Below are 24,288 nucleotides of genomic sequence, written 5' to 3' on the forward strand. Positions count from 1 at the left end.
TGGTGCTCCGTTATTATTTGGGGTACAGGTTTTACGGATATCCGCGCGCTGCTGAAACAGCACGCGTGAGTTAGCGAGCGCGTCGTCCGTATTGCAAGGTGTTGAGCAATACCGCCAGCACGATCACGGCACCAGTGAACACCGTCTGCCAGTAAGCAGAGACGCCGATAATCACCAGGCCATCAGAGAGAAAACCAATCACGAACGCGCCAAGCAGCGTGCCGCGCACGTTGCCGCGTCCACCGGTCAGGGCCGCACCACCAATCACCACTGCCGCAATCGCAGTCAGTTCATAAGTGGTACCAGCAGTTGGGCCGGCCGAGGTGAGCTGTGAGGAGAGCACCAGCCCGGCGAGTGCCGCGCAGACGCCAGACAACACATAGACGCTGATTTTGATGCGCTTCACCGGCACACCTGACAGATCGGCCGCACGTTCGTTACCACCCGACGCGTACAGCCAGCGACCAAACGCTGAGCGGCTAAGCAGGAAACCACACGCCAGCGCCACCACGCCCAGCACCAGCACGCCAACCGGGATATTGAAGAGGCGATTAAAACCGAGCCAGTCGAAGCCGGTATTCCCTAGCGCTTCGCTGCCGGAGAGTTTGTTGTAGGTCAGACCATTAGTGATCAGCAGCGCAATGCCGCGCGCCACATACATGGTGCCGAGCGTGGCGACGAAGGCCGGAACGCGGAACCAGGCGATAAGCACGCCGTTGACTAATCCCACCAGCGCGCCCACCACCAGCGTCAAAATCGCCACCGCCCACACCGGCAGATAGAGCACCACGCCGAGCGCTTCGAGGTTGATGCCCTGCATCATAAATCCGGCCATCACTCCAGCGAGACCCAGCGTGGAGCCCACCGATAAATCAATGCCACCGTTGAGGATCACCAGCAGCATGCCGATCGCCGGCAAACCGAAGATCGCCACGTGCGACGCCATGGTGAGAAAGTTAGCGCCGGTAAAGTAGTTGGGCGACAACATGGAGAAGGTAGCAATAATCACCAGCAGCGCGATAAACGCGCGCCCTTCCAGCAGCAGACGCGTTACATTCAGCTGCTTGTCGCTTTTTTTCTTGTTGACCACCGGCGGCGTGTCCAGCGTTTGGGTTCTGTCAGTCATACCTTTTGCTCCACTTTTCATGTCATGCCACCAGAGACTCGCCTGAAGCGGCCATAATGCGTTCTTTACTGACGCTTGCGTCGAAGATGGCGGAGATGCGCCCTTTGCTCATCACCACAATGCGATGGGCAATACTCAGGCATTCGCCCACTTCCGAGGTGGTATACACCACCGCCAGCCCCTTTTTGGCGTTCTCCGCCAGCAGGCGAAACACTTCCGCTTTAGCGCCGATGTCGATGCCGCGGCTCGGCTCATCCAGCAGTATCACTTTGGGACGGGTGGCGAGCATTTTGCCGATCACCACTTTTTGTTGATTGCCGCCGGAGAGCGATCCAATCGCCGCATCGCCACCAGCGGTTTTCACCGTCACGTTACGAATGCTGTCGTTGACCAGCTGTTTTTCCCGGCTTCTGGAGAGCACCAGTCCGCGTACAAAGTCGCCGATGCTGGCCAGCGACAGGTTTTCACCCACCGACATGGTTTGTACCAGGCCATCGCGCTGCCGATCTTCCGGCACCAGCGCCAGCCCAATTTGAATGCGTTGTGAGATGGTAAGCGCGGAGATATCGGTGTCCTGCAATAGAATGTGACCGCTGCTTTGCTGCAGACGTCCGGCGATGCACTCCAGCAGCTCGGTGCGCCCCGCGCCCATCAGCCCGTAAATGCAGACAATCTCCCCGGCTTGCACCGCCAGCGATAAGTTGTCCACCAGCCGAATGCCGGTTTTACTTTTCAGCGTCAGATCTTTCACCGTCAGCGCCGGCAGCCCGAAGTCGTAGCCCTGCGGCGGCGTTCCCAGATCAAAGTGATCGCCCACCATGTTGCGCACGATCCATTCGAGATCGATCTCATCGCGTTTGGCATAGGCGGTCATTACGCCATCGCGTAGCACCACCGCCCGATCGGTAATCTCCAGCGCCTCCTCCAGATGATGCGAGATATAGACAATCGCGACGCCCTGGCTGGTTAAATCACGGATGACCTGAAACAGCACCGCCACTTCCGCCGCGCTCAGTGCCGAGGTCGGTTCATCCATGATCAAAATCTGCGAATTCACCGACAGCGCGCGGGCAATCTCCACAATCTGCTGCTGTCCCAGACGCAGGTTTTCCACCGGCGTCAGCGGATCGATCTCCTCCTCCAGCGCCGCCATCAGGTGCGCCGTCACGCGCGCCTCTTCGGCATAATCGACGCCGCCCGGCTTCATGATTTCGCGGCCCATAAAGATGTTGTCGCGCACGTTCATATTCGGCGCGAGATTCAGCTCCTGATGGATAATCGAGATGCCACAGTCACGCGCTTCGGTGGCGGATCGAAAGGTCTTCTCCTCGCCGTGTAGCAAGATTTCCCCGGTTGTTGGCGTAATCACACCAGACAAAATTTTCATCAGCGTCGATTTACCCGCGCCGTTTTCACCAAACAGCGTGGTCACTTCGCCACGACGAATTTCGAAATTGACGCCCTTCAGCGCGTGCGTGGAGCCGTACACTTTGCTGACGTTGCGCGCTTGCAGGATCACTTCGCCTTTCAGCAAGGCGGGATTGAGGTTGAACGGTTTCATTTCACCTCCATGCTGACCGGCGTCACCATCCAGTTTTTCGCGTTGAGTAAGCGGAACACGCCAACCACCTGCACGGTTTTTCCCGGCAACGCATCACGATCCAGCTTGTCGAGCACCGCGCTTTTCATCGCACGATTGATGGCGGAACCGGCATTTTGATATTCGATTTGGTTCGTGAAATCACCGAACTGGATCTTGCCGTTAGCGTCACGCAGATCGGTACCAGTGATCGCTGGACCGGTTTGCAGCCGCACCTGCATATCACCTGCTAATCCATCGATTTTCAGCGGGAAGATGCCCATCTGCCCGGCTTGCACCACGCCGGAGAACTTGACGGCAAAGACCGGCAGCGGTGCGCCAACGCCATATTTCTGCACCGCTTCCTGCTGATTAGTTTGCAGCGCATCGGCTAACGTTTTGGCGTCTACTGCGCGTGATGCCACATCCTGCTGGATGGTCGGGAAGGTTTTCTGGCCGTAACTCTCGGGCGAGAAGCCTTGCTCCTGCGCATCATCGGCGGAGCCAATTTTTACCACCTTGGTGTCGAGCGCCATCGCCGCGATCAGCGCAATCACCACCACGCCGAGGGTGGCGTAACGCTGGACGCGCTTGCGGGAAATTTGCTGGGCCTGGATTGAGACATCGGACATAACGTGACCTCTCACTGACATCAGCTGCGATAATCGCGCCGATAATGTTATAAATGTGATAACTTGTGTGATGAGGATTGTGCTGATGTGACTAAATTGTCAACAGGTGACGCGCAATTTTTTCAGGAGAGCGATCTGGATCGCTTAATTGATGTCGGCCCCATCACAAAGCGCAATAAACCCCGCCTTATCAGCCTGTTCGCCGTGTTATCTCATTTCTACCTGTAAGGTTTTGACGCCTGATTCGTGATCACAATCGCTATTTCAGGTGAAATTTATTGGTTTTATCGAAAAATAATACAGTTGATATGTTATCTCAGTGAGAAGTGGTGTAAGACATTATTTAGCAAATTCATCACATCCCGTTAACACCTTTCGGTGTTGGCGGCGATGAATTGAACTCTTCTTCTTTCGGAGGTGTATGTGGACAGTGGCGATATCATTCTGGGTCTGGATTCCGGCACCTCGGTGGTTAAAGCGGTGGCGTTTGATCTGGAAGGCACGCAACTGGCATGCGCATCGGTGCGTAACCGTTATTACCGCAGCGAAGGCGGCGCAGCGCAGCAGTCAATGAGCCAAACCTGGCAGGATGCGGTCACAGCGATACGCAAACTGGGCGAGCGTGTCGACAACCTGGCCGCGCGGGTGGTTGCCGTGGCCGTCACCGCGCAAGGCGACGGCAGCTGGCTGGTGGGTGCCAACAATCAGCCGGTCGGCGATGCCTGGATCTGGCTGGATGCGCGCGCGGCACCAACGGTTGAAAAACTCAATCAGCACCCGTTAGCCGCCGCCCGCTTTCGCGCTACCGGCACCGGACTCAACACCTGTCAGCAGGGATCGCAGTTGGCGCACATGGATCACTTTTATCCCGAGCTGTTAGCTAACAGCGAAGTGGCGCTGCACTGCAAAGATTGGCTCTACCTCAATCTCACCGGCATCCGCGCCACTGATCCTTCTGAGGCCAGCTTTACCTTTGGCAACTTCCGCCACCAGCGCTATGACGATCAGGTGATTGCCGCGCTAGGCCTGGAACAGCATCGTCATCTGCTGCCGGAGATCATTGAAGGCACAGACACCACGCATCCGTTAACCGCGGAAGCCGCGCAGGCCACCGGTTTACGGGCTGGCACGCCAATCTGCCTCGGCTATGTCGATATGGCGATGACCGCGCTTGGCGCTGGCGTGCACACCGGCGAAGCCAATACCGCCTGCTCGATTGTTGGCTCGACCGGCGTGCATCTGCGCAGCGTCGCCATTGATGAGGTGTGGCTGAATCCGGCACAAACCGGCTACGTGATCCCGCTGCCGTGGCCGGGCTATGTCACGCAGGTGCAAACCAATATGGCATCAACGCTCAATCTTGACTGGCTACTGAATCTCGCCAGCGATCTGCTTAACAGCTTTGGCTGTGAAATCGATCATGCCCGTTTGGTGGGCCATATCGATCGCTGGCTCAATGCGGCGAAGCCCGGCAGCCTGCTCTATCACCCGTATATCTCGATTGCCGGTGAGCGCGGACCGTTTGTTAATGCCGAGGCGCGCGCCAGCTTTACCGGCCTGAGTTACACCCACAATTTTGGCGATCTGGTGCGGGCGGTCATTGAAGGCATCGGTTTTGCAGCGCGCGATTGCTATCAGGCGATGGGCAGTTTGCCGGGAGAAATCCGTTTAACCGGCGGCGCGGTGCGTTCGCAGCCGTTACGCCAGATTTTATCTGCCTGCATTGGTGCGCCGGTGCGCATCAGCCAGCGCGACGAAGCCGGAGCGGCCGGTGCCGCGATGATGGCGGCGGTGGCGATTGGCGCGTATCCGTCGATGGAGAGCTGCGTCAAAACCTGGGTAATGCCGCTGCTGGATGCGCCCGAAGCGCCAGCGAGCGAACTGATGCAGCGCTACAACCAGCTGTTCCCCACCTATCAGCAGCTGCGTAACGATCTTCCTGCCGCCTGGCACGCGCTAAAACAGTTTTAAGGAGTAAATCATGAGTGAACACATGCTGGATCTGTTTGTGATTGGCGGCGGTATCAACGGTGCCGGTATCGCGCGTGACGCTGCCGGTCGCGGATTGTCGGTGATGATGTGCGAGAAAGATGACCTCGCGCAGGGCACCTCATCGCGCTCCGGCAAGCTGGTGCACGGCGGGCTGCGTTATCTGGAGTATTACGAGTTTCGACTGGTGCGTGAGGCGCTGATCGAGCGCGAAGTGCTGCTCAACGCCGCACCGCATATCATCTGGCCGATGCGGTTTGTCTTGCCGCATAGCCCCACCGATCGCCCGGCGTGGCTGGTGCGCCTTGGCCTGTTTTTATATGACCACCTTGGCGGCCGTCAGAAACTGCCGGGCACGCGTTCGCTGGATTTACGCCGCGATCCTGAAGGTGCGCCGCTGCTGGACAGTTACAGTAAAGGATTCGAGTACTCCGATTGCTGGGTGGATGATGCGCGGCTGGTGACGCTGAATGCGCTGGATGCCGCCGAGCGCGGCGCCACCATTCTGCCGCGTACCCGCTGCGTAGCGGCGACACGTCATAACGGCAAGTGGGAAATCACCCTGCAGGATGCCAGCGGTACCTCACGCACCGTGTTTGCCAAAGTGTTGGTCAACGCCGCCGGGCCGTGGGTGCTGGATATCGTTAATCAGGTGACACACACCAAAAGCAGTCGCAACGTGCGGCTGGTCAAAGGCTCGCACATCATCGTGCCGAAATTCTGGGAAGGTCAGCAGGCGTATCTGGTGCAGAACACCGACAAGCGGGTGATCTTTATCAACCCGTATGAAGGCGATAAAGCGCTGATCGGCACCACCGATATTCCGTGGCAAGGCAAAGCGGAAGCGGTTACCGCCGACGACAGCGAGCAGCAATACCTGATCGACGTGGTGAATCGCTACTTCAAGGTGAAACTGCGCGCCAGTGATGTGATCACGCGCTTCTCCGGCGTGCGTCCGCTGTTTGATGACGGCAAAGGCAATCCGTCGGCAGTGACGCGTGATTACGTATTTGATCTCGACGATCAACAAAATGCCCCGCTGCTGCATGTGTTTGGCGGCAAGATCACCACTTTCCGCAAGCTGGCTGAACACGCGATACAGAAACTGGCGCCGTTCTTCCCCAACATGGGCGCGGACTGGACGCGGGGCGCCACCTTACCGGGCGGCGATATGCCACATGCCGATTTCGACAGTTTCTTAGAGCAGGCCAAAGCGCGCTGGCCGTGGCTACCGCAGGCGCTGCGCAAACACTATGCGCGGCTTTATGGCACACGCATCGATAAGCTGATCGGTCATGCCAATGCGCTGGGCGATCTTGGCCGCCACTTTGGTGGACAGCTGTACGAAGCCGAGGTGCGTTATCTGGTGGAAAACGAGTGGGCGCAGCAGGCCGAGGATGTGTTGTGGCGCCGCACCAAGCATAAGTTGCACCTCGATGACGCGCAGCAACAGGCTTTCACCCTGTGGTTCAACGCCACCTTTGCTGCTCCCGCGCCGCTGCGTGCGCATGCCGGATAAGAGGTGAATCATGCCGTTAACGCTGTCACTGAATACTAATCCGTTGGTGAACCGCTTTGCCGACCCGCAGGATTTGATTACCACCGTGGCGCAGCAGATCCGCATCCGTGATGTGCAGCTCACCCATGAATTTATCAATCCCGGCTGGCCTGCCGCGACCCTCACGCGCATGACGCGCAAGATGCAGCAGGCGCTGCGCGCCACCGGCGTGCGCGTGACCTCCGGCATGACCGGCCCCTATGGTCGCCTCAACCATTTTGGTCATCCTGATGTCGAAGTACGCCGCTATTATGTTGGCTGGTTTAAAACCTTCGCTGATATCACCGCCGAGCTGGGCGGCGACGCGGTAGGTTCGCAGTTCGCCATCTTTACCCAGCAGGATTTCAACGATGTTGCGCGCCGCGACGCACTGATCGACATTGCCATTGATTGCTGGGCCGACGTTGCCGAACACGCCAAAGCCGCCGGATTGAAATACCTGTTTTGGGAACCCATGAGCGTGGGCCGCGAGTTCGGCGAAACCATTCCGGCCTGTCTGGCGCTGCAGCAGCGTTTGAGTGCTGCCCCAATGGCGCTGCCGATGTGGATGATGGCGGATATCGATCACGGAGATGTCACTTCCGCCGATCCGCGCGATTACGATCCTTATGCGTGGGCTGAAGCGGTGCCGCGCTACTCGCCGATTATCCATATTAAACAGAGCATGCTGGATAAAGGCGGACACAGACCTTTTACATTGCAGTACAATGCCGGCGGCCGCATTCAGCCGCAGCCGCTGCTGGACGCGCTGGCGCGCGGCGGAGCGCAGGATAATGAGATCTGCCTTGAGCTGAGCTTTAAAGAGCGCGAGCCAACCGATAGCAACGTGGTGGCGGAGATCGCCGAAAGCGTCGCCTTCTGGGCCGGGCACATTGATACCGGCGTGCAGGATCTGCATTTGGCGGAGTGAGGGGCGCGGTTTCCCCCTCACCCTAACCCTCTCCCGCAAGCGGGCGAGGGAACTGTCCGCGCACGCTGCTCGAACGGCCCCTTCTCCCACTTGTGGGAGAAGGTTGGGATGAGGGCTTAAGCGCACCATATAAACCAAAGGACAACCCATGAAACCGGCACCAACCTCGACTGAACGCGACGAATCTCTGGCGCTGCGCGCCGCCTGGCTGCACTACGTCGGCGGTTTAACGCAGGCGGAAGTGGCGAAACGACTCGGGCTGCCGTCGGTGAAAACGCACCGCATGATTGCGCGCATGGTGGCGGAAGGCGCGGTGAAGGTGTCGATTGATGGTGATATCGTCGCCTGCGTCCAATTAGAAGATCGTCTGCGCGCGAAATTCGCGCTTAACTTCTGTCATGTCGCACCCGATCTCGGCGAAGAAGGCTTGCCGGTGCGCACGCTGGGCATGGCGGGCGCGGATTACCTGCGTAACCTGATCACCGCGTCGCCTTCTACCACCTTAGGTCTGGGGCATGGTCGCACCCTTTCCGCCGCCATCCATCAATTGCCACGTATTGATGCGCCGCATATGCGCTTTGTCTCGCTGCTCGGCTGTTTAACCCGCAACTACGCGCTCAATCCTCACGACGTTATGCACCGCATCGCCGAGAAAACCGGTGCGCAGGCCTACATGATGCCCGTGCCTTTCTTTGCCAATACCCAGGAAGATCGCGAAGTGTTACTGGCGCAGCGCGGCGTGAGCGAGGTGTTTGCCATGGCGGCGCAGAGTGAAGTCAAACTGGTGGGAATTGGCACCGTGGAACCCGCGGCTCAGCTGGTTGAAGCCGGCATGATTGATGAAGCGGAGATCAATGATATCTCCTCATCCGGCGCGGTCGGCGAGCTGCTGGGCCACTTCTTCGATGCCAACGGACAGATGATTCACACCAACCTAACAGCCCGCACGTTGTCGGTGGATCTCGATCTCTCGCATCGCGCAGAGATTGTCGCCCTGGCGGGCGGCGCCAGTAAGGTCGCCGCGATTCGCGCAGTGCTGGCCAGCGGTCTGGTGACCGGTTTGATCACGGATGAGGTCACCGCACAGGCATTAGTGGATTGAAGTATAGTGATGAAATGTTCTCTATGTAATACCAATAAGCGTAATTGGTATTACATAGAGAACATATCTGACATGATGCGCCGTTGATAAAACCCTTCACACCAGGCTATGATGTTCCATATATAGTACATATAACGTTTATTGGTACCCTGTATGGAACAAATCATGGCTTCTTTCACTTCACCCACCTCACGCTATGCTCAGGAAGCGATTGCCCTATTAGCTTCCTTGATTCGTGCTGAACGTATCGAGAAGCAAATTCCAGTATCCGAGTTAGCAGAAAGAGCCGGTATTTCGCGTGGGACTTTACATCGCATTGAGCAAGGCGACGTGAAATGTCAGATTGGCAGTTATTTCGAGATTGCGGCCATATTGGGCATTCCCCTGTTTGATGCAGAGGTGAGTTTGCCATCATTGGTCAGTCATCGAAATCGTGTTGAAGAAAAGCTCAAGCTGTTACCCAAACACACCAGTAAAAAAAAGAGTAGCAGGAAGGTGAAGGATGACTTCTGAAGCGCGTTTTAGAGACGCTTACGTATGGATATGGCTGCCTGGTGAAACATCACCAGTGGTGGCGGGCAGGCTTGAGGCTGAAGGCGGTACGCTGCTTTTCAACTATGGTCGTAGTTATCTGCAGCGAGAAAACCGCATTCCGCTCAATCCCAATGAACTTCCACTGCGGACTGGCGTTATTCCGCCGCTGAATGGGTTAAACATTGCGGGCTGTATCCGTGACAGCGCACCTGATGCCTGGGGACGCCGGGTCATTATCAACCGTCGAATGGGACGGAAAGGCGCCAACGTCGATACCGGAATACTCGATGAGCTGACGTATCTCATTGAGTCCGGTTCAGATCGCATTGGTGCCCTGGATTTCCAGCACTCGGCAACGGAATACATTCCGCGCTCAACTGCGAATGTCACCCTTCCTGAATTACTGGAGTCGGCTGATCGGGTTGAAAAAGGCGTGCCGCTAACACCCGAACTGGATCAGGCGCTTTTCCATGGGACGTCGATCGGTGGCGCGCGGCCAAAAGCGCTGATCGAGGCCGAGGGAAAAAAATACATCGCGAAATTTTCTGCCAGTGCGGATATCTGGAACGTGGTGAAAGGCGAATTCCTGGCGATGCGGTTGGCGCAGTTGGCAGGATTGCATGTCGCTCCGGTGAAGCTAGTCAAAGCCGCCGGACGCGATGTGATCATGATTGAGCGCTTTGACCGCGAACATAAAGCCGATGGATGGACGCGAAAAGTGATGCTTTCGGCGCTGACCCTATTTGAACTCGACGATATGCTGGCGCGCTATGCCAGCTACGAAACACTCGCTGAAATTATTCGTCAACGTTTTGCCTCGCCCAAAGAGACTTTGCTAGAGCTGTATAAACGGCTTTGCTTCAATATTCTCAGCGGCAACACCGATGACCATGCCCGCAATCATGCCGCCTTTTGGGATGGTAAAAGCTTCAGTCTTACGCCTGCTTATGATATCTGCCCGCAAGGTCGTGCTGGCAACGAAGCCTCACAGGCGATGCTAATTAGTGGCAACAATAATCTTAGTCGCTTAAGCAGCTGCCTGGATGCCGCTCATCACTTTGCTTTGAGTCGCGCTGACGCGCATGCGCATTTCATGCTGTTAAAAACGTCGATTGAAACCTATTGGCATCATGTTTGTGATGAAGCCGATTTGAGCAAGGTGGATCGGGAAAGCTTGTGGCACAGGCAGTTCATCAATCCTTTTTCACTTGAATAGCTGATTGCGTGAGCTAGACCAAACTCACTTCCACGCCCTTCTCACGCAGCGCTTTTTGATAGCTCGCCTCCAGTTCGGCATCGGTGATCAGTTGGTTAAACGGCTGAAGCGGTGCCAGCGCAAACGGATGAATCTGGCCAAACTTTGAGGAATCCGTCAGCGCGATGGTGTGTGTAGGTTTTTCCATGATGGCGTTGACCACGTCACAGCGCAGCATATCGCGACCGGTAAAGCCGGTGATCGCATCCCAGCCATCAATGCCGATAAACGCCTTATGGAAATTGAGGTGCTGAATACACAGACGCGTTAGCGGCCCCACCACCGATTCACTGCTTTTCTGGAACAGGCCGCCAAGGATGATCACATCGCCGCCCTTTTCGCGCAGCAATCCGGCGATGTAATGGCTCACGGTAATGATGGTGATATCGTTGCGTTCACTCAGTTCACGCGCCAGCAAAGCGTTAGTACTGCCGCCTTCGATAAACACCGTTTCACCGCTGTTCACCAGCGACGCCGCGTACTCGGCCAGACGCTTCTTCACCGCGAAGCGGGTTTGCATACGCGCGCCAACATCATCACTTTCTGGCGCCACGGCGGAACCGTGCACGCGGCGCAGAAAGCCGCCTTTCTCCAGAAGATTGAGATCCTGACGCACCGTCACTTCTGAGACGCCGGTGGTGTGCGCCAGCTCATTTACGCTGACGCTGCCGCGCTCGCTGACCAATTGGATAATCTGCTGATGACGTGCGTTCATAACACCCGCTGCTGTGAAATTTTTGTCAAGCTTACCAGAAATTTAGCCCAATCCCAGACTGCGGCGACCATTGGCATTCAGCGCGTCGAGGGTGAAGCGATCGCGCCACTGCGTTTCATAATCCTCCTGCGGGAAATCGCCAGGCGACGCACCGCTGGCCAGCGCCTGCGCCACTTTGGTAGCGTAGGCGGCATTTTTCTCACACAGCGGTGCGGCGGGAATGTACATTACATTGCCCCAGCCTTGCTGATCCTCTACCGGCGCGACCGAGTGGATCACATCACAATGCCACCAAACCGAATCGCCCGCCTGCAGCGCGGGAATCGAACACAAGCCCTCAATCAGTTCCGGATGCCACTGCGCTGAAACCGGCAGCACTTTGCCCGGCGCAACGCCGCAAAGCTCATCTTCCGGTACATCTTTCAACAACGGACGCAGTAACAAATAGGCCATCGCTTCCGGCACCGGCACCACATGCAGCAAGCCCTGACCAATCTGCATATCCGACAGCGCGGTCCAGCCCTGGAAGGTACGGAATACCGAGCACTTGGTGGTAGTCCCCGATTGATACTCATTCACTTCAGTGCGATGCGCCGCATCCCAGGGATCGTATTGATCAAACTGGTTGGTGAAAATTTTGCTGAACACCTGTTGATACGCCGGCAGTAACCAACGCTCCAATGCGCCTGAATCAGTGTGCGCGCCAAGACCTTTGGAGGTGGTGCCCGGCAAGCGGCGACGAATACGATCGGGATAAATGATGCTGACGTCAGGATCAAACCAGCGCGAGCCGCGCGACTCAAACGTCCACAAGCGATTGAGGAAAGATTGCGTCTGGGCCATTGCCTCGCTCTGGCGCGCGGACATCTGCGCATCGCTCCAGTAAATCGGATAGATTTCCGGACGTGACGCATCAAGATTGCCGAAGAAGTTATCGCCCGGCCCTTGGTAGACGTTGTCGAAATCATTGTCATCGAGGTATTTGAGCATTGATTCATCCCAGGCCAGCGCCTGATCGCGCGGGAATGTCTGCTTCACCACTACACAACCGCGTCGACGAATATGATCCTTCACCTCATCGGTGATACGTCCCGCCGCAATATCCTGCTGACTCACCTGCGGCCACGCGCTGCCATTTTGCGCCTCTTCCGCGCGAGCAGCGGCAATTTCGCTGACGATTTTGCTTCTGACTTGTTCAAACAGACCTTCGACATCGCCGATCTGCTCTCTTAACACCCTTTTCATCAGGCGAACGTTATGTTTGAAATCATCAGGTTGTTGCAATGAAGTGAAAGTATGATTCATGACATGCTCCGATTCGTTAACTTGCTCGTTTCATTCGAAACTAAAGTACACTTCATTCATAACAAATGCGCAGCAATAAACAATAATGCAACCGCCGAATCCGGAGGTTGATCACATTAAGATCGAAGAATGGGTGTCAGGTGAAAGTGGCGGCGCGTTTTACGCCACCACTGAAAGATCAGGATTGTGACGTTTTAGGCAGCGCTTGCAGAATGGCATCCACCGACTGCTGCGCCGAGAGTAAGGCGCTATCAAGCTGCACATGATCGCGCTCCCAGGCTTGATATTCGCGCTGTTCAACTGCCTGCCAATCCGGCAGCTTCAAACCTTTAATATCGGAAGCGCGATTTTCGACGCGAAAGCGATGTTTGTTATGATCGGAACAGATTACTTCGACTTCCAGCAGCGGCGCACCGCTCAACAAGGCGATATCGCGATAAGCGTTGCGGATCAGTTGCAGGTCGTTAACCGAGTCGGTAATAACGGTGGAACCGAGCAGCAAATTGTCGCGTGCCAATCCGTAGATGACAAAATACCCTTCCGGCCCGATCGCTTTCTCGCTCTCTTCACCCGATCGCAACGCCTGTTCGATAGTATCGACGCGTAAATACACCGCGCCGATCTGCTGCGCTAATAAGCGCGCAATGGTGCTTTTGCCGGTGCCGGGTAATCCACTAAACGTGATAAGCATCAACCATCTCCTTGAAATGAAATAAAGATGAGTGAAGTTAACTTCACGCAATTCAAGTTGCCAGCCCTTAATCTCTTATTTCCCGCTTCTCCTTCTGAAAGCGAGTAATGCCATCGCTTAACACAGATTTGTCAGTTTCTCAGAGACGAGTTAAGTGACCGACCTCTCAACTCTCAATCCTTCCATTAACAATTCGTTCACCTTTCGTCCTTCAGCGCGGCTCCAGCGACTACGATCTCATCCTGGCGTACTGGAACTGGAGCATCTCATGGATAACATTAAAACCCGCGAACAACGCCTGAGCGCCCTGCGCCTGCGTTCATCGACACCGGTGTTGATTGTCGGCGGCGGCATCAACGGCATCAGCACTTTTCGTGAGCTGGCGCTGCAGGGCATTCCGGCGATTCTGGTGGAAAAAGGCGACTGGTGTCAGGCCGCCAGCGGTGCGCTGTCGCGCATGATTCACGGCGGTTTGCGGTATCTGGAAACCGGTGAATTTTCGCTGGTCAAAGAGTCGGTCACCGAGCGCGATCGCCTGCTGAGAAATGCTTCGCACTATGTTTTCCCCCTACGCACCACGGTGCCGATCGATAATCTCGCTGGCGGTTTAGTGAATGCTACCCGCCGTTTTCTACGCCTGAGCGATAAACCGACGCGGCGCGGGGCGTTGCTGATCAAAACCGGGCTTAGCCTGTATGACATTTACACCCGCCAATATGGATCCATGCCGAAGCATCAGGTGCGCAATGAAGCCGCCACGCGTGACCGCTGGCCGGGATTCGCGCCCTGGGTGAAATACAGCGCCAGCTATTACGATGCGTGGATCAGCGCGCCGGAACGGCTGGGATTTGAGCTGATTGATGATGCCGAAAAAGCCTGTCCAGAGGCGCTGGCGCTCAATTATCTGCAGCTGGTCAGCGCCGAGGGCGAAACGGTTATTTTGCAGGATGCGTTGAGCGGTGAGCGATTTAGCCTGCAACCGCATGTGCTGGTGAATGCCGGTGGTGCCTGGATCGATCAGCTCAACCAACGCATCTCTTCACGCAACGATCTGCCCAAGCTGATTGGCGGCACCAAAGGATCGCATCTGATCCTCGACCATCCCGAATTGCTGCAGATGCTGGATGGCGAAATGGTCTATTTCGAAAACCAGGAAGGCCGCGTCTGCATCATGTTTCCGTGGTTTGGCAAGGTGCTGGTGGGTTCCACCGATATCCGCGTGGACGATCCCGATGCAGTGGTGTGCGAAGAGGAGGAAAAGAGTTATATCCTGGAGTCACTGCGCTTCGTCTTCCCACATATCGAGGTGGCGGATTCCGCCATCGTTTACACCTTCTGCGGCGTGCGTCCGCTGCCCGCCAGCGAGGCCAAACTCAACGGCCAAATCTCGCGTAATCACTCGTTAGTGGTGTTGCCGGCTGACGCTAATCGCGCCTGGAGCACGCTCTGTTTAGTCGGCGGCAAATGGACCACTTTCCGCCAGTTTGGTGAAGAGGCGGCGGATCGCGTGCTGCGGCTGCTCGGCGAAAAACGCCAGGTCTCCAGCGGTGATGTGCCGATTGGCGGCGGACGTGATTTCCCCAAACCTTCAGGACAAACCGCGTGGCTGGCGCAACTGGCGCAGCGTTATGGCGTGCCGCTGCCGCGCGTAATGCAACTCGCCAAACGTTACGGCAGCCGCGCCCTGCCGCTGCTGGCGCTGATCCAGCAGCACGGCGAGCAAATGTTGCAGCATCACGCCGCCTACAGCGATGTCGAATTGCGGTATCTGATTGAGCACGAGCAGGTTTGTCAGCTGGAGGATTTGCTGGTGCGCCGCACCTCGCTGGCGATTTGCGGTGAACTTAGCGCGCCGCTGGTGCAGGAGATCGCGCAGATCATGGCCGCGACGCTGGGCTGGAGTGATAGCGAACGCACGCAGCAGCTGCAGCGCGGTTGCGCCAATTTGGCACGGTTGCACGGGCTTACCGGCCTTTACCCCACGGTTTTTCAGGAGGAAACACGACATGTTAGTAACCAATAAAGTGCGCATGCAGCGTCTGTTTCAGCACGGTAAATGTCTGGATGTCGCCATTGATCACGGTATCGCCAACGAGCCCGATTTTCTCATCGGACTGGAGAATATTGAGGGCGTGATGGATAACCTGATCGCCGCGCAGCCGGATGCGATTCAGGTCAACTACGGTCAGGCCGATCTGCTGCAGCGTGTGGCGGGACGTAAACCGGCGCTGGTGTTGCGCACCGATGTGGGCAATGCCTACAACGCGGCGCGTCATCGGGAAATGTGGGCGGTGCTGCACAATCCGGATGAACCGATTCTTGCCGCATTGCAGATGGACGCCGCCGCAGTGGTTGTAAACCTCTATCTGATCCCGGATGAACCGGGCATTTTCCGCATGTGCGTCGAAAATATTGGCCGCTTGCGCCAGGCTTGCGATCGCTACGCCATGCCGCTGATGATTGAGCCGCTTGTGATGGCCCCCGCCGGACAAGGCGCGGCTTACGGCTCACTCGGCGATGTCGAGAAAATTGTGCCGCTGGTGCGGCTGGCGCGTGAGTTAGGTGCCGATATCATCAAAGCCGATCCCACTGAGAACGTGGAGGATTTTCATCGCGTGGTGGAAGCGGCGCGCTGTCCCACGCTGGTGCGCGGCGGCGGCAAAGGTGAACTGGCTGGCGTGCTGACGAAAAGTGCTGCGCTGATGGCGCAAGGTGCCAGCGGTATGGTGTATGGCCGCAATGTTTATCAACACGATAATCCGTCACGCGTGGTGAAAGCGCTGATGGCGATTATTCATCAGGGCGCCAGCGGCGCGGACGCCCTGGAAATCTATCAGCAGGGTTAAGCCTTACCTGCACCGGCGCTTAAGCGGTGCGCCGTCTTCGCCAGTTGCACGGAGTCGGATATGAAGATAGTTGGTATTGATGCCGGAAACACCATGATCAAAGCGGTGCTGTTTGATCTCAGCGGTCGCGTATTGTCGGTGGCCGAGTGCGCGGGAGAAACCCATCGTCCGCAGGAAGGCTACGCCGAACGGCCGGTGGCGGATATCTGGCATGGCGTCAGCGATGCGGTGAGCCGTTGTCTGCAGCAGGCGGAGACGCCCGCCAGCGATGTAATTGCGGTTGGCGCGGCCGGTCACGGCAACGGTTTGTACGCGCTGGATAAGCATCAGCAGCCACTGTTTGGTATTCAATCTATCGATCATCGAGCTTGTGACAAGGTGCATGCGCTGGAAATGAGCGGCGCGGATAAGCGCATCTACCAGATTTCGCTGCAAAAACCCTGGCCTGCGGCAACGCCGGTATTGATCAGCTGGATTAAGCAACATCAACCCGAGCGCTGGGCGCAAATCGGACATTTATTGCTAGCGAAAGACGTTATCGCCCATTTTCTCAGCGGTGCGATTAGCGCTGATTTTTCAGATGCCGCCGGTGCCGGCTTAATTGATTATCGTGCGCGCAGCTACAGCCGTGAATTGATGGCGCTGTACGACATCGAAGACGCGCTCGCCCTGCTGCCCGCACTGCATGAATCCTGCGAGGTGGTTGGCCATGTCACGGACCGGGCTGCTCAGCTCACCGGATTACCGGCGGGCATTCCGGTGGTGGCGGGCATATTTGATGTGGTGGCCAGCGCCGTGGGTTCAGGCGTGGTGAACAGCGGTGAAGCCTCAATTGTCGCCGGTACGTGGAGCATCAATCAGGTAGTGGTAGATAAACCCGATTATCTGCGCCCGGTATTTATGAACTCCATTATTGAGTCCGACCGTTATATGGCGATTGAGGCCAGCGCCACCTCGGCGGCGAATCTCGACTGGTTCCTGCGCGAATTCGACGATGGTCGCGGCGGTCAGGGCGCCGCGCGCAGCAGCGATAGCGTGGCGCACGTGCAACCCAATGCCCAGCTACCGCTCTATCATCCTTATCTTTATTCCGGACGCAAATCGGAACCGGCCAAGGCCGGGTTTTATGGCTTAGGCGGCTGGCATACGCGCGCCGATATGCTGTTTGCGCTGTTTGAAGGCGTGACCTTTGCCCATCGGGCGCATATTGATCGCTTGCGTGCGGCAGGCATCCCTTTTACGCAGGCCATTTTGTCGGGCGGCGCGGCGCGCAGTTGCATCTGGCCGCAGATGTTTGCTGACGTGTTAGGCATACCGATTCGCGTGGCGGAGTGCAAAGAGACCGGCGCGCTGGGCGCCGCCTTGTGTGCCGGTGTGGGCGTCGGCGCATGGCGCAATCTTGCCGAGGCCGCGAAGCAGGCGGTGCAGATCAATCCCGGCAAATTGTTGCCGCGACCAGAGCGCGTTGCGTTTCACGACGTACGTTATCGGGTGTTTAAAAAGCTGGAGCTGGCGATGCGCGAGATGTGGCAGCAAGCCAGTTGATTATTGTTTATTAACAATGCATTAGTTTTAAGATCGTATAAAAAATGACAACCCCTGCGCAGTGATGTACACTTGAGCTATCAAAATGTTCAAATGAACATTGTTCAGGAGGTTGTTATGACAACTGCATCCCCATTCAATCACGGCAATGCCGCACGCGTCTTCGATCCCACGCTGATCCAGCACGCTCAGCAATCGTTTATGGATCAAATGGGCTTACCGCGTAATCCGCTGAAAGCGCACCAGTTGATCACCGAAGGTCTGGATGTCGGCATCGTTGAACGCGCGGCCACGGTGCTGAAAGCAACGCCGCTGGATGTGGCCCAGATGGTGTCTATCGATCGCAATACCTATCGCCGCCGCGAGAAAGCCGGATCGCAACTTTCGGTGGAGCAAGGTGCGCGCGTGTATCAGGTGTTCGAAATTCTGGATGCCGTATTGCAATTATTTGCCGGTGACGTTGACGCTGCCATGCACTGGATGTATCAACCTGCGTTGGCACTGGATGATGCATTGCCGATGGAGATGCTGAGCACGCCTGCGGGTTGTGATGCGGTGTTAACGCTGATTGGTCGCCTGGAACACGGAGTAATTGTGTAATGACGCAACGGAAGGAACCGGATGCTCCCTATCGGCTGTTTTATCGACTCGTGAAAGAAGAGTACGCCAGCGAGGCATTTAGCGGCGCTGGCGCTGAAAAATGGGGCGGACGCTGGAATCCGCCCGGTATTAAGACGGTTTACCTCAGCAGTTCAAAGGCGCTCGCCACGCTGGAACTGGTGGTGCATGCCGGTAAAGCGATGCTGGAGAAAAGTCGCTTTGTGATTTTTACTCTGCCGATTCCTGAGAGCGAAATCATGGCGCTGGACAGCAATAAACTGCCCGACGATTGGCAAAAGTATCAGCAGCAAGAAGAGACACAGGCGATTGGCGCCGCATTCCTCGATGTGCAAGGCGGCTTTCCTTTGCTATTAACGGTACCCAGCATTTTGACCGGCGAAGACAACGCCATTCTCAATCCCGACCACCCCGCCGCTGCGGCCCTTCTGGCACAAGCCACGTCATCGCCCTTCGCGCTTGATCGCCGAATTAAAGCGTGACGAGGGTATTGCTTCAGTGCGAGTTGTTGAAAAGGACACATTTGCTAAAGGCGCTGGCGCGTCTGCTGCGGCAAAAGGGCTATCCACAGCGCTGAGGATTTTACGTTGGGCCAGGGGCCTCACGCATGGATGCGTGAGGCAGTTCGGGGCCGGCCAGGACGGCCGATCCCCGAACGGTCCGTTGGCACAACGTAGAAGCCGAAGGCACCGCGCTAGCGGCGCGAGGACGGCCCGTGACGCAGCAGATGTGTCTGCGCCCGCACCGAATTTAAAGCAAAATATCAACGCGCCGGTTTCGCTAAAGCATACGCCGCCGTTAAATCCACACGTTGCCAGAATGACTGATCTGCATCATTGCCAGACAGCGGATAGCCGTTTGGCAGCGCGCTTTTCACCATCAGGCTACGAATCTGCGCATCAGACAGCTGCGGCAACGCGGTTTTTAGCAGGATCTCCGCGCCCTGCGGGACTTTGACAGGCGCGTTCTGCACATTGGCTCTCGGCAGGTTGTAACTCATAGTGAAACGATAGAACTGCTTCATCGCCGGTGAGCGATACGGATCGTCCTTGCCATTGCTGCGCGCACACTCTGCCAGCGACGTGCCGCACTCTTTTTCCAGCGCGGCACGCAACTGATTACGCGCTTCGCTAAACAGTGCCTGATAGCGCGCATCGTTGAGATAATTCGCCACGTTGCGCTGCGCCACCATGCGCGAACCCATCACATCCAGCGGGTAATGCACGCCCAACACTAAACGCGAATAACCGTAGCGTGCGCCGCGCGTCACCAATGCTTCAAAACGTTCCGGCACCATTTCGGCCAGCAACAAAGCATCGGTATAACCGGTGTTGGTGTGACCACTCGGGAAAGAGCCGCCGTCGGCGGTGTAACGCACGTTATCCTTCACCGCTACATCGTCCGGCACCAGATGGATGCTGTTGCCTTCACGCAGGAACGGCCGCGGATAGTTAAAGTGCTTTTTCGCCGCGCTGGTGCTGACTTCACTGGCTTTAATTAGCGCGGCGGCCTTACCTATCTCACCTTTGTCGTAAGCGGCGAGGAAGGCTTTGCCAAGGCGCGGACCAAGCGCATCGGAGAGGAAATAGAGATAGCTGATGGCTTCTGCATCGGCCAGAGCCTGATGACGCACATTTAGCGTGGCGTTCAGATTGATGTGGGTAACGGTGGCTTGACTGGCATCAAGCACGCTAGCGGGCAACGTGCTAAAGCCTGAAAGCAGCGCAATTCCGGCCTGCTGGTTCTCTTTCATTTTGAAATCGTAGCCGCTGTTTTTCAGCCACTGCGTGTCTGCCTGTTTCGCGGTCTGTTTGGCTTTTTCCAGTTGCTCGCGCGTCAACGTGCTGCTGTCACCTTGCAGCGCCTGACGTTCAGCCTGTAGCGATTGCTGCTCGAGATCGCTATAAGCGGAGGTGGAACCGGTAGAGGTTAAGCCTGCCAATGCGGCCGCATCGGGCAGTGAAACCGCATGTGCTTGCTGTGCCAGCAGAATAACCGTTGCAATCAGTGTGAAGCGGGTTTTCATTATTTTCCCCTGTAATCAAAATATTACCTTGCCGGGGAAACACGCTAGCACTCGGTTATGACAGATTTATTTCATTTAACGACACTGACTGGCACAGTTTTGTACGCAAATTTGTGCCAGCGAGCCGCAGCCGCCGTTATTGTCATTTTTACACTGTGATTGCTGCACATAGCAGTTTTGCTGACAGGCTGAAACATCGCACTTCGCGGCAATCGGCGTCAGCTGCACCACCGGTGCTTTTCGCTCCGGCTGCCATTGCGGTTGTGCCAGCACGCTGGCGCTGAACAGCAAGGTAAAAGCCATTATCCATTTCATGATTGAGTCCTCGCAGAACGGGTGTAATGAGTATGGCTGCTGCGGTGCCAATTACCATGCTGAAACAATCGATTCACTCTTTCGCAGAAGTTGCTCTGCTGCAGTGCATGGGTGTGCGCCACTATAGTGCAGAGCGGCAAGATCAGATGCTGCTTCGATGATTTTAAATCAATGAGTTAGCCGCTATTCGGCTAATCTTCCAACCTGGTACAAAAGTTGCAGTCTTCAATGCATAGCAAAGGAGACGGATATGAAAGCGATTGTGATTGGCGCGGGCATTGGCGGTATGAGTGCTGCGATTGCGCTGGAGAAAGCGGGTTTTGACACCGCGGTGTTTGAAGCAGTGAAAGAGATGAAGCCGGTGGGTGCGGCGATCTCTATCTGGCCCAACGGCGTGAAATGTCTCAACGCGTTGGGCATGAAAGAGCCGCTGCGCGCACTGGGCGGCAACATGGCGTTTATGGCCTACAACGATGCGCACAGCGGCAGCACGCTCACCCGCTTCAGCATGAAACCGCTGGTGCAGCAGGTGGGGGAATATCCCTATCCGGTGGCGCGCGCCGAATTGCAGGCGATGCTGATCGATACCTACGGACGTTCGCGCATTAGCTTTGGTAAACGCGTCACGCAGGTTGAGCAAACCGAGCATGGCGTCACCGCCTGGTTTGATGACGGTAGCCAGGCCGAAGGTGATTTTCTGATTGCCGCCGATGGTACGCACTCGGTGATCCGCCACTATGTGCTGGGTGAAAGCGTGGAACGTCGTTACGCCGGTTACGTCAACTGGAACGGCCTGGTGACAATTGATGAAGCGATTGCGCCCGCCGATCAATGGACCACTTTTGTCGGCGAAGGCAAACGCGTGTCGCTGATGCCGGTCAGCGATAACCGCTTCTACTTCTTCTTTGATGTTCCGCTGCCAAAAGGCTTGCCGGAAGATCGCGCAACGTTGAAAAACGATCTCAAAGGCTACTTCAGCGGCTGGGCCGAACCGGTGCAGCGTCTGATTGAACGCCTCAATCCGGAAACCACCAACCGTGTGGAAATCCACGACATCGAACCGTTTAGCCGTTTTGTTAAAGGTCGCGTGGCGTTGCTGGGTGATGCCGCACACAGCACCACGCCGGATATCGGGCAAGGCGGTTGTGCGGCGATGGAAGATGCGGTGGTGCTGGCGCAGACGCTGGCGTCACACTCTTTAGGGATTGAGGATGCGTTGTTGCGCTATGAAGCCCGTCGTGTGGATCGCACCAAAGATTTGGTGTTGAAAGCCCGTAAGCGCTGCGATGTGACCCACGCTAAAGACGCGGAAGTGACGGCGGCGTGGTATGCAGATTTGAAAAACGAAACCGGCGAGCGCGTGCTGGCCGGCATGTGCGATACCATTGAAGGCGGTCCGCTGGGTTGAACCAGGTCGCCATCAATGGCGGTTCTACGACTCTAATCCACGATTTTTCAGCATTGGGCCGATCTCCGGCTCTTTGCCGCGCCACGCCAGCCACAGATGCTGCAAATCGGTGCTGTTACCGCGTGACAGAATATGTTCGCGGAACTGCTGACCGTTTTCACGTGTTAATCCACCGCGTTCAACAAAGGCTTGATAGCCATCATCGGCGAGCATCTGCGTCCAGATATAGGCGTAATAACCGGCTGCATAGCCGCCGCCCCAGATATGGCGGAAATAGCTGGAGCGATAACGGGGCGGAACCGTCGGCAGCGCAATGTTTTCGGCGGCCAGCGCCTGCAGCTCGAAGTGGCTGACGTCCTGCGGATTGTCGTGCGTGGTCAGTGAATGCCACTGCAGATCCAGCAGCGCGGCGGCCAGCAGTTCGGTCATGTCGTAACCTTTGTTGAACTTCGCGGCGCGCACCATCTTGTCACGCAGCTCAGCCGGCATCGCCTCTCCGGTTTTGTAATGGCGCGCATAGTTGGCAAATGCCGCTTCGTTGCTGGCCCAATGCTCATTAATCTGCGACGGGAACTCGACAAAGTCGCGCGGCGTGGCGGTACCCGACAAGCTCGGATAGCGTTGCGTGGCGAACAAACCGTGCAGCGCATGACCAAACTCGTGGAACAGCGTGATCACTTCATCCCAGCTCAGCAGCGCCGACTGGCCTGCCTGCGGCTTGGTGTAGTTGCACACGTTGTAGATTACCGGTTTGGTGCCGAGCAGCGTGGTTTGGTCGACGAAATTACTCATCCACGCGCCGCCGCTTTTGTTATCACGCTTAAAGAAATCGGTGTAGAACAGCGCCAGCGGCGTGTCGTCGGCATCGAAAATCTCGTAAACGTTAACGTCCGGATGATAAACCGGCAGATCGTGGCGCTGGCTAAAGCGAATGCCAAAAAGCTGGCTGGCCGACCAGAACACACCTTTTTCCAGCACGTTATTCAGCTCAAAGTACGGGCGGATTTGGCTCTCATCCAGCGCGTATTGGGCTTTACGCACCTGCTCGGCATAAAAACTCCAGTCCCAGGCGCGCAGCGGAAAACGGTGATGCGCGGCTTCAATGGCCTGCTGAATGTCGGCGGCTTCGCGTTCAGCGCGAGCCCGCGCGGCAGGGACAATATTGCGCATAAAGGCAAAAGCCGCCTCCGGCGTTTTCGCCATCTGATCCTGCATGCTCCATTCGGCATAGGTTTTGAAACCGAGCAAACTCGCCTGCTGCGCGCGCAGTTGCGCCATGCGTAACACGATGTCGCGCGTGTCGTTATCATCGCCCTGCTCGCTGCGTGTTAGCGCCTGCTGGAACAGCGCTTCACGCGTGGCGCGCACTTCCAGCGCCTGCAGCGCCGGTTGCTGCGTGGTGTTTTGCAGTGCAATCAGCCATTCGCCGTGCAAGCCGCGTGCTTCGGCCGCCGCTTTGGCATGCGCCAACTCTTCCTCGCTTAATCCGGCCAGCGCCGCAACATTGCTCACCACATAAGCACCGGCTTTGGTGGCCGCCAGCAACTTATTACCGAAGCGGGTGCTGAGGCTCGCCAGCTCCTGATTGCAGGCGCGCAGCTGGGTTTTATCCGCGTCGCTCAGGCTGGCACCGGCCAGCTGGAAATGCTGCCAGGTGACTTCCGCAAGCCGCATCGCTTCGGCATCCGGGCACTGCGAGCCGCGATGCTGGTAAACGGTATCGAGGCGAGCAAATAGTTGGCTGTTCAGGTAGATTTCATCATTGAGCGCGGTGAGTTGCGGGGTAATCAGTTCATCGATTTCCTGCAGGCGATCGCTGGTGTTGGCGGAAGTCATGGCACCAAACACCAGATTCACGCGCTTCAGCAACTGGCCGCTACGCTCCAGCGCCTCAAAGGTGTTGGCGAAGGTTGGCGCGTCAGGATTGCTGGCGATCGCCGCCACTTCGCGCCGTTTCTCTTCAATCCCCGCCTCCAGCGCCGGCAGAAAATCCTCTTCCTGAATCTGGTCAAATGGCGGGGTTTGATACGGCAAGGTGCTGGCGGTGAAAAACGGATTGGCTCGTGAATTCATTATCGCTCCTGATAATCAGCAACGCCGCACGGTGGCGGCGGGATGGTTCTATCCTGGCAGT

At 56.7% G+C, this 24,288-nt stretch carries 21 protein-coding genes; 12 read left to right on the forward strand and 9 right to left on the reverse strand.

All coding sequences use genetic code 11. From position 1 onward, the window contains the following. Window positions 1-70: 70 nt before the first annotated feature. From AAF463_RS09470 to AAF463_RS09480, 3 genes are read right to left on the reverse strand one after another with little or no spacing between them, the layout of a single operon-like run. Complete coding sequence (locus AAF463_RS09470) at window positions 71-1,126, reverse strand: ABC transporter permease (RefSeq protein WP_350261941.1); 1,056 nt, start codon at window positions 1,124-1,126, stop codon at window positions 71-73. 22 nt (window positions 1,127-1,148) lie between these two features. Further along, window positions 1,149-2,687, reverse strand: coding sequence for a sugar ABC transporter ATP-binding protein (locus AAF463_RS09475; RefSeq protein WP_350261942.1), 1,539 nt, complete (start codon window positions 2,685-2,687; stop codon window positions 1,149-1,151). Further along, window positions 2,684-3,337, reverse strand: a complete 654-nt coding sequence (locus tag AAF463_RS09480; protein WP_217546620.1) for a DUF2291 domain-containing protein — start codon at window positions 3,335-3,337, stop codon at window positions 2,684-2,686. The genes AAF463_RS09475 and AAF463_RS09480 overlap by 4 nt, the downstream gene beginning before the upstream one ends. A 423-nt stretch (window positions 3,338-3,760) precedes the next feature. On the opposite strand from AAF463_RS09480, the gene AAF463_RS09485 reads away from it, so the two are divergent. From AAF463_RS09485 to AAF463_RS09510, 6 genes are all read left to right on the forward strand, one after another. Continuing rightward, entirely contained in the window at window positions 3,761-5,308 is a 1,548-nt protein-coding gene (locus AAF463_RS09485; RefSeq protein WP_350261943.1) for an FGGY-family carbohydrate kinase, read from the forward strand. A 10-nt stretch (window positions 5,309-5,318) separates the two neighbouring features. Beyond that, window positions 5,319-6,845, forward strand: coding sequence for a glycerol-3-phosphate dehydrogenase (locus AAF463_RS09490; protein ID WP_350261944.1), 1,527 nt, complete (start codon window positions 5,319-5,321; stop codon window positions 6,843-6,845). Between the two features lie 10 nt (window positions 6,846-6,855). Further along, window positions 6,856-7,794 (forward strand): TIM barrel protein, encoded by a 939-nt coding sequence (locus AAF463_RS09495; protein ID WP_350261945.1) that lies wholly within the window; start codon window positions 6,856-6,858, stop codon window positions 7,792-7,794. Window positions 7,795-7,942: 148 nt separating this feature from the next. Next, window positions 7,943-8,896 carry a sugar-binding transcriptional regulator gene (locus AAF463_RS09500; RefSeq protein ID WP_350261946.1) on the forward strand — a complete coding sequence of 318 codons (954 nt, stop codon included), beginning with the start codon at window positions 7,943-7,945 and terminating at the stop codon, window positions 8,894-8,896. 165 nt (window positions 8,897-9,061) lie between these two features. Continuing rightward, a complete protein-coding gene (locus tag AAF463_RS09505) occupies window positions 9,062-9,409 on the forward strand; it encodes a helix-turn-helix transcriptional regulator (protein WP_192233872.1) in 348 nt (115 codons plus the stop codon). Then, window positions 9,399-10,646: a type II toxin-antitoxin system HipA family toxin gene (locus tag AAF463_RS09510; RefSeq protein ID WP_350261947.1), complete on the forward strand. Its 1,248-nt coding sequence runs from the start codon at window positions 9,399-9,401 to the stop codon at window positions 10,644-10,646. Before AAF463_RS09505 ends, AAF463_RS09510 begins: the two co-directional genes overlap by 11 nt. A 13-nt stretch (window positions 10,647-10,659) precedes the next feature. On the opposite strand, the gene AAF463_RS09515 is transcribed toward AAF463_RS09510, so the two are convergent. The 3 genes from AAF463_RS09515 to AAF463_RS09525 form a co-directional block, all read right to left on the reverse strand. Further along, entirely contained in the window at window positions 10,660-11,400 is a 741-nt protein-coding gene (locus AAF463_RS09515; RefSeq protein ID WP_350261948.1) for a DNA-binding transcriptional regulator YciT, read from the reverse strand. Between the two features lie 42 nt (window positions 11,401-11,442). Beyond that, the gene (locus AAF463_RS09520) at window positions 11,443-12,705 is read right to left on the reverse strand and encodes a DUF1479 domain-containing protein (protein ID WP_192233879.1); all 1,263 of its coding nucleotides are present in this window, start codon (window positions 12,703-12,705) and stop codon (window positions 11,443-11,445) included. A 178-nt stretch (window positions 12,706-12,883) separates the two neighbouring features. Next, window positions 12,884-13,396 carry an AAA family ATPase gene (locus AAF463_RS09525; protein ID WP_350261949.1) on the reverse strand — a complete coding sequence of 171 codons (513 nt, stop codon included), beginning with the start codon at window positions 13,394-13,396 and terminating at the stop codon, window positions 12,884-12,886. Window positions 13,397-13,664: 268 nt separating this feature from the next. Between AAF463_RS09525 and AAF463_RS09530 the strand changes: the two genes are divergently transcribed. From AAF463_RS09530 to AAF463_RS09550, 5 genes are all read left to right on the forward strand, one after another. Next, window positions 13,665-15,419: a glycerol-3-phosphate dehydrogenase/oxidase gene (locus tag AAF463_RS09530; RefSeq protein ID WP_350261950.1), complete on the forward strand. Its 1,755-nt coding sequence runs from the start codon at window positions 13,665-13,667 to the stop codon at window positions 15,417-15,419. Continuing rightward, a complete protein-coding gene (locus tag AAF463_RS09535) occupies window positions 15,403-16,242 on the forward strand; it encodes an aldolase (protein ID WP_350261951.1) in 840 nt (279 codons plus the stop codon). The genes AAF463_RS09530 and AAF463_RS09535 overlap by 17 nt, the downstream gene beginning before the upstream one ends. 60 nt (window positions 16,243-16,302) lie before the next feature. Further along, window positions 16,303-17,787, forward strand: coding sequence for an FGGY-family carbohydrate kinase (locus tag AAF463_RS09540; RefSeq protein WP_350261952.1), 1,485 nt, complete (start codon window positions 16,303-16,305; stop codon window positions 17,785-17,787). 117 nt (window positions 17,788-17,904) lie between these two features. Next, complete coding sequence (locus tag AAF463_RS09545; protein WP_154193487.1) at window positions 17,905-18,387, forward strand: antitoxin Xre/MbcA/ParS toxin-binding domain-containing protein; 483 nt, start codon at window positions 17,905-17,907, stop codon at window positions 18,385-18,387. After that, on the forward strand, window positions 18,387-18,887 hold the full coding sequence (locus AAF463_RS09550; protein ID WP_350261953.1) for an RES family NAD+ phosphorylase: 501 nt from the start codon (window positions 18,387-18,389) through the stop codon (window positions 18,885-18,887). Before AAF463_RS09545 ends, AAF463_RS09550 begins: the two co-directional genes overlap by 1 nt. A gap of 281 nt (window positions 18,888-19,168) precedes the next feature. On the opposite strand, the gene AAF463_RS09555 is transcribed toward AAF463_RS09550, so the two are convergent. Both AAF463_RS09555 and AAF463_RS09560 read right to left on the reverse strand, forming a co-directional pair. After that, on the reverse strand, window positions 19,169-20,431 hold the full coding sequence (locus AAF463_RS09555) for a phosphatase PAP2 family protein (protein ID WP_350261954.1): 1,263 nt from the start codon (window positions 20,429-20,431) through the stop codon (window positions 19,169-19,171). A gap of 75 nt (window positions 20,432-20,506) precedes the next feature. Then, window positions 20,507-20,746, reverse strand: coding sequence for a hypothetical protein (locus AAF463_RS09560; protein WP_101764365.1), 240 nt, complete (start codon window positions 20,744-20,746; stop codon window positions 20,507-20,509). A gap of 250 nt (window positions 20,747-20,996) precedes the next feature. On the opposite strand from AAF463_RS09560, the gene hpxO reads away from it, so the two are divergent. Continuing rightward, window positions 20,997-22,154 carry an FAD-dependent urate hydroxylase HpxO gene (hpxO, locus tag AAF463_RS09565; RefSeq protein WP_110866178.1) on the forward strand — a complete coding sequence of 386 codons (1,158 nt, stop codon included), beginning with the start codon at window positions 20,997-20,999 and terminating at the stop codon, window positions 22,152-22,154. Between the two features lie 24 nt (window positions 22,155-22,178). On the opposite strand, the gene dcp is transcribed toward hpxO, so the two are convergent. Further along, the gene (dcp, locus tag AAF463_RS09570) at window positions 22,179-24,227 is read right to left on the reverse strand and encodes a peptidyl-dipeptidase Dcp (RefSeq protein WP_350261955.1); all 2,049 of its coding nucleotides are present in this window, start codon (window positions 24,225-24,227) and stop codon (window positions 22,179-22,181) included. Window positions 24,228-24,288: the final 61 nt, after the last annotated feature.

Source organism: Pantoea sp. BJ2, assembly GCF_040255075.1.
Lineage (GTDB): Bacteria > Pseudomonadota > Gammaproteobacteria > Enterobacterales > Enterobacteriaceae > Pantoea > Pantoea leporis.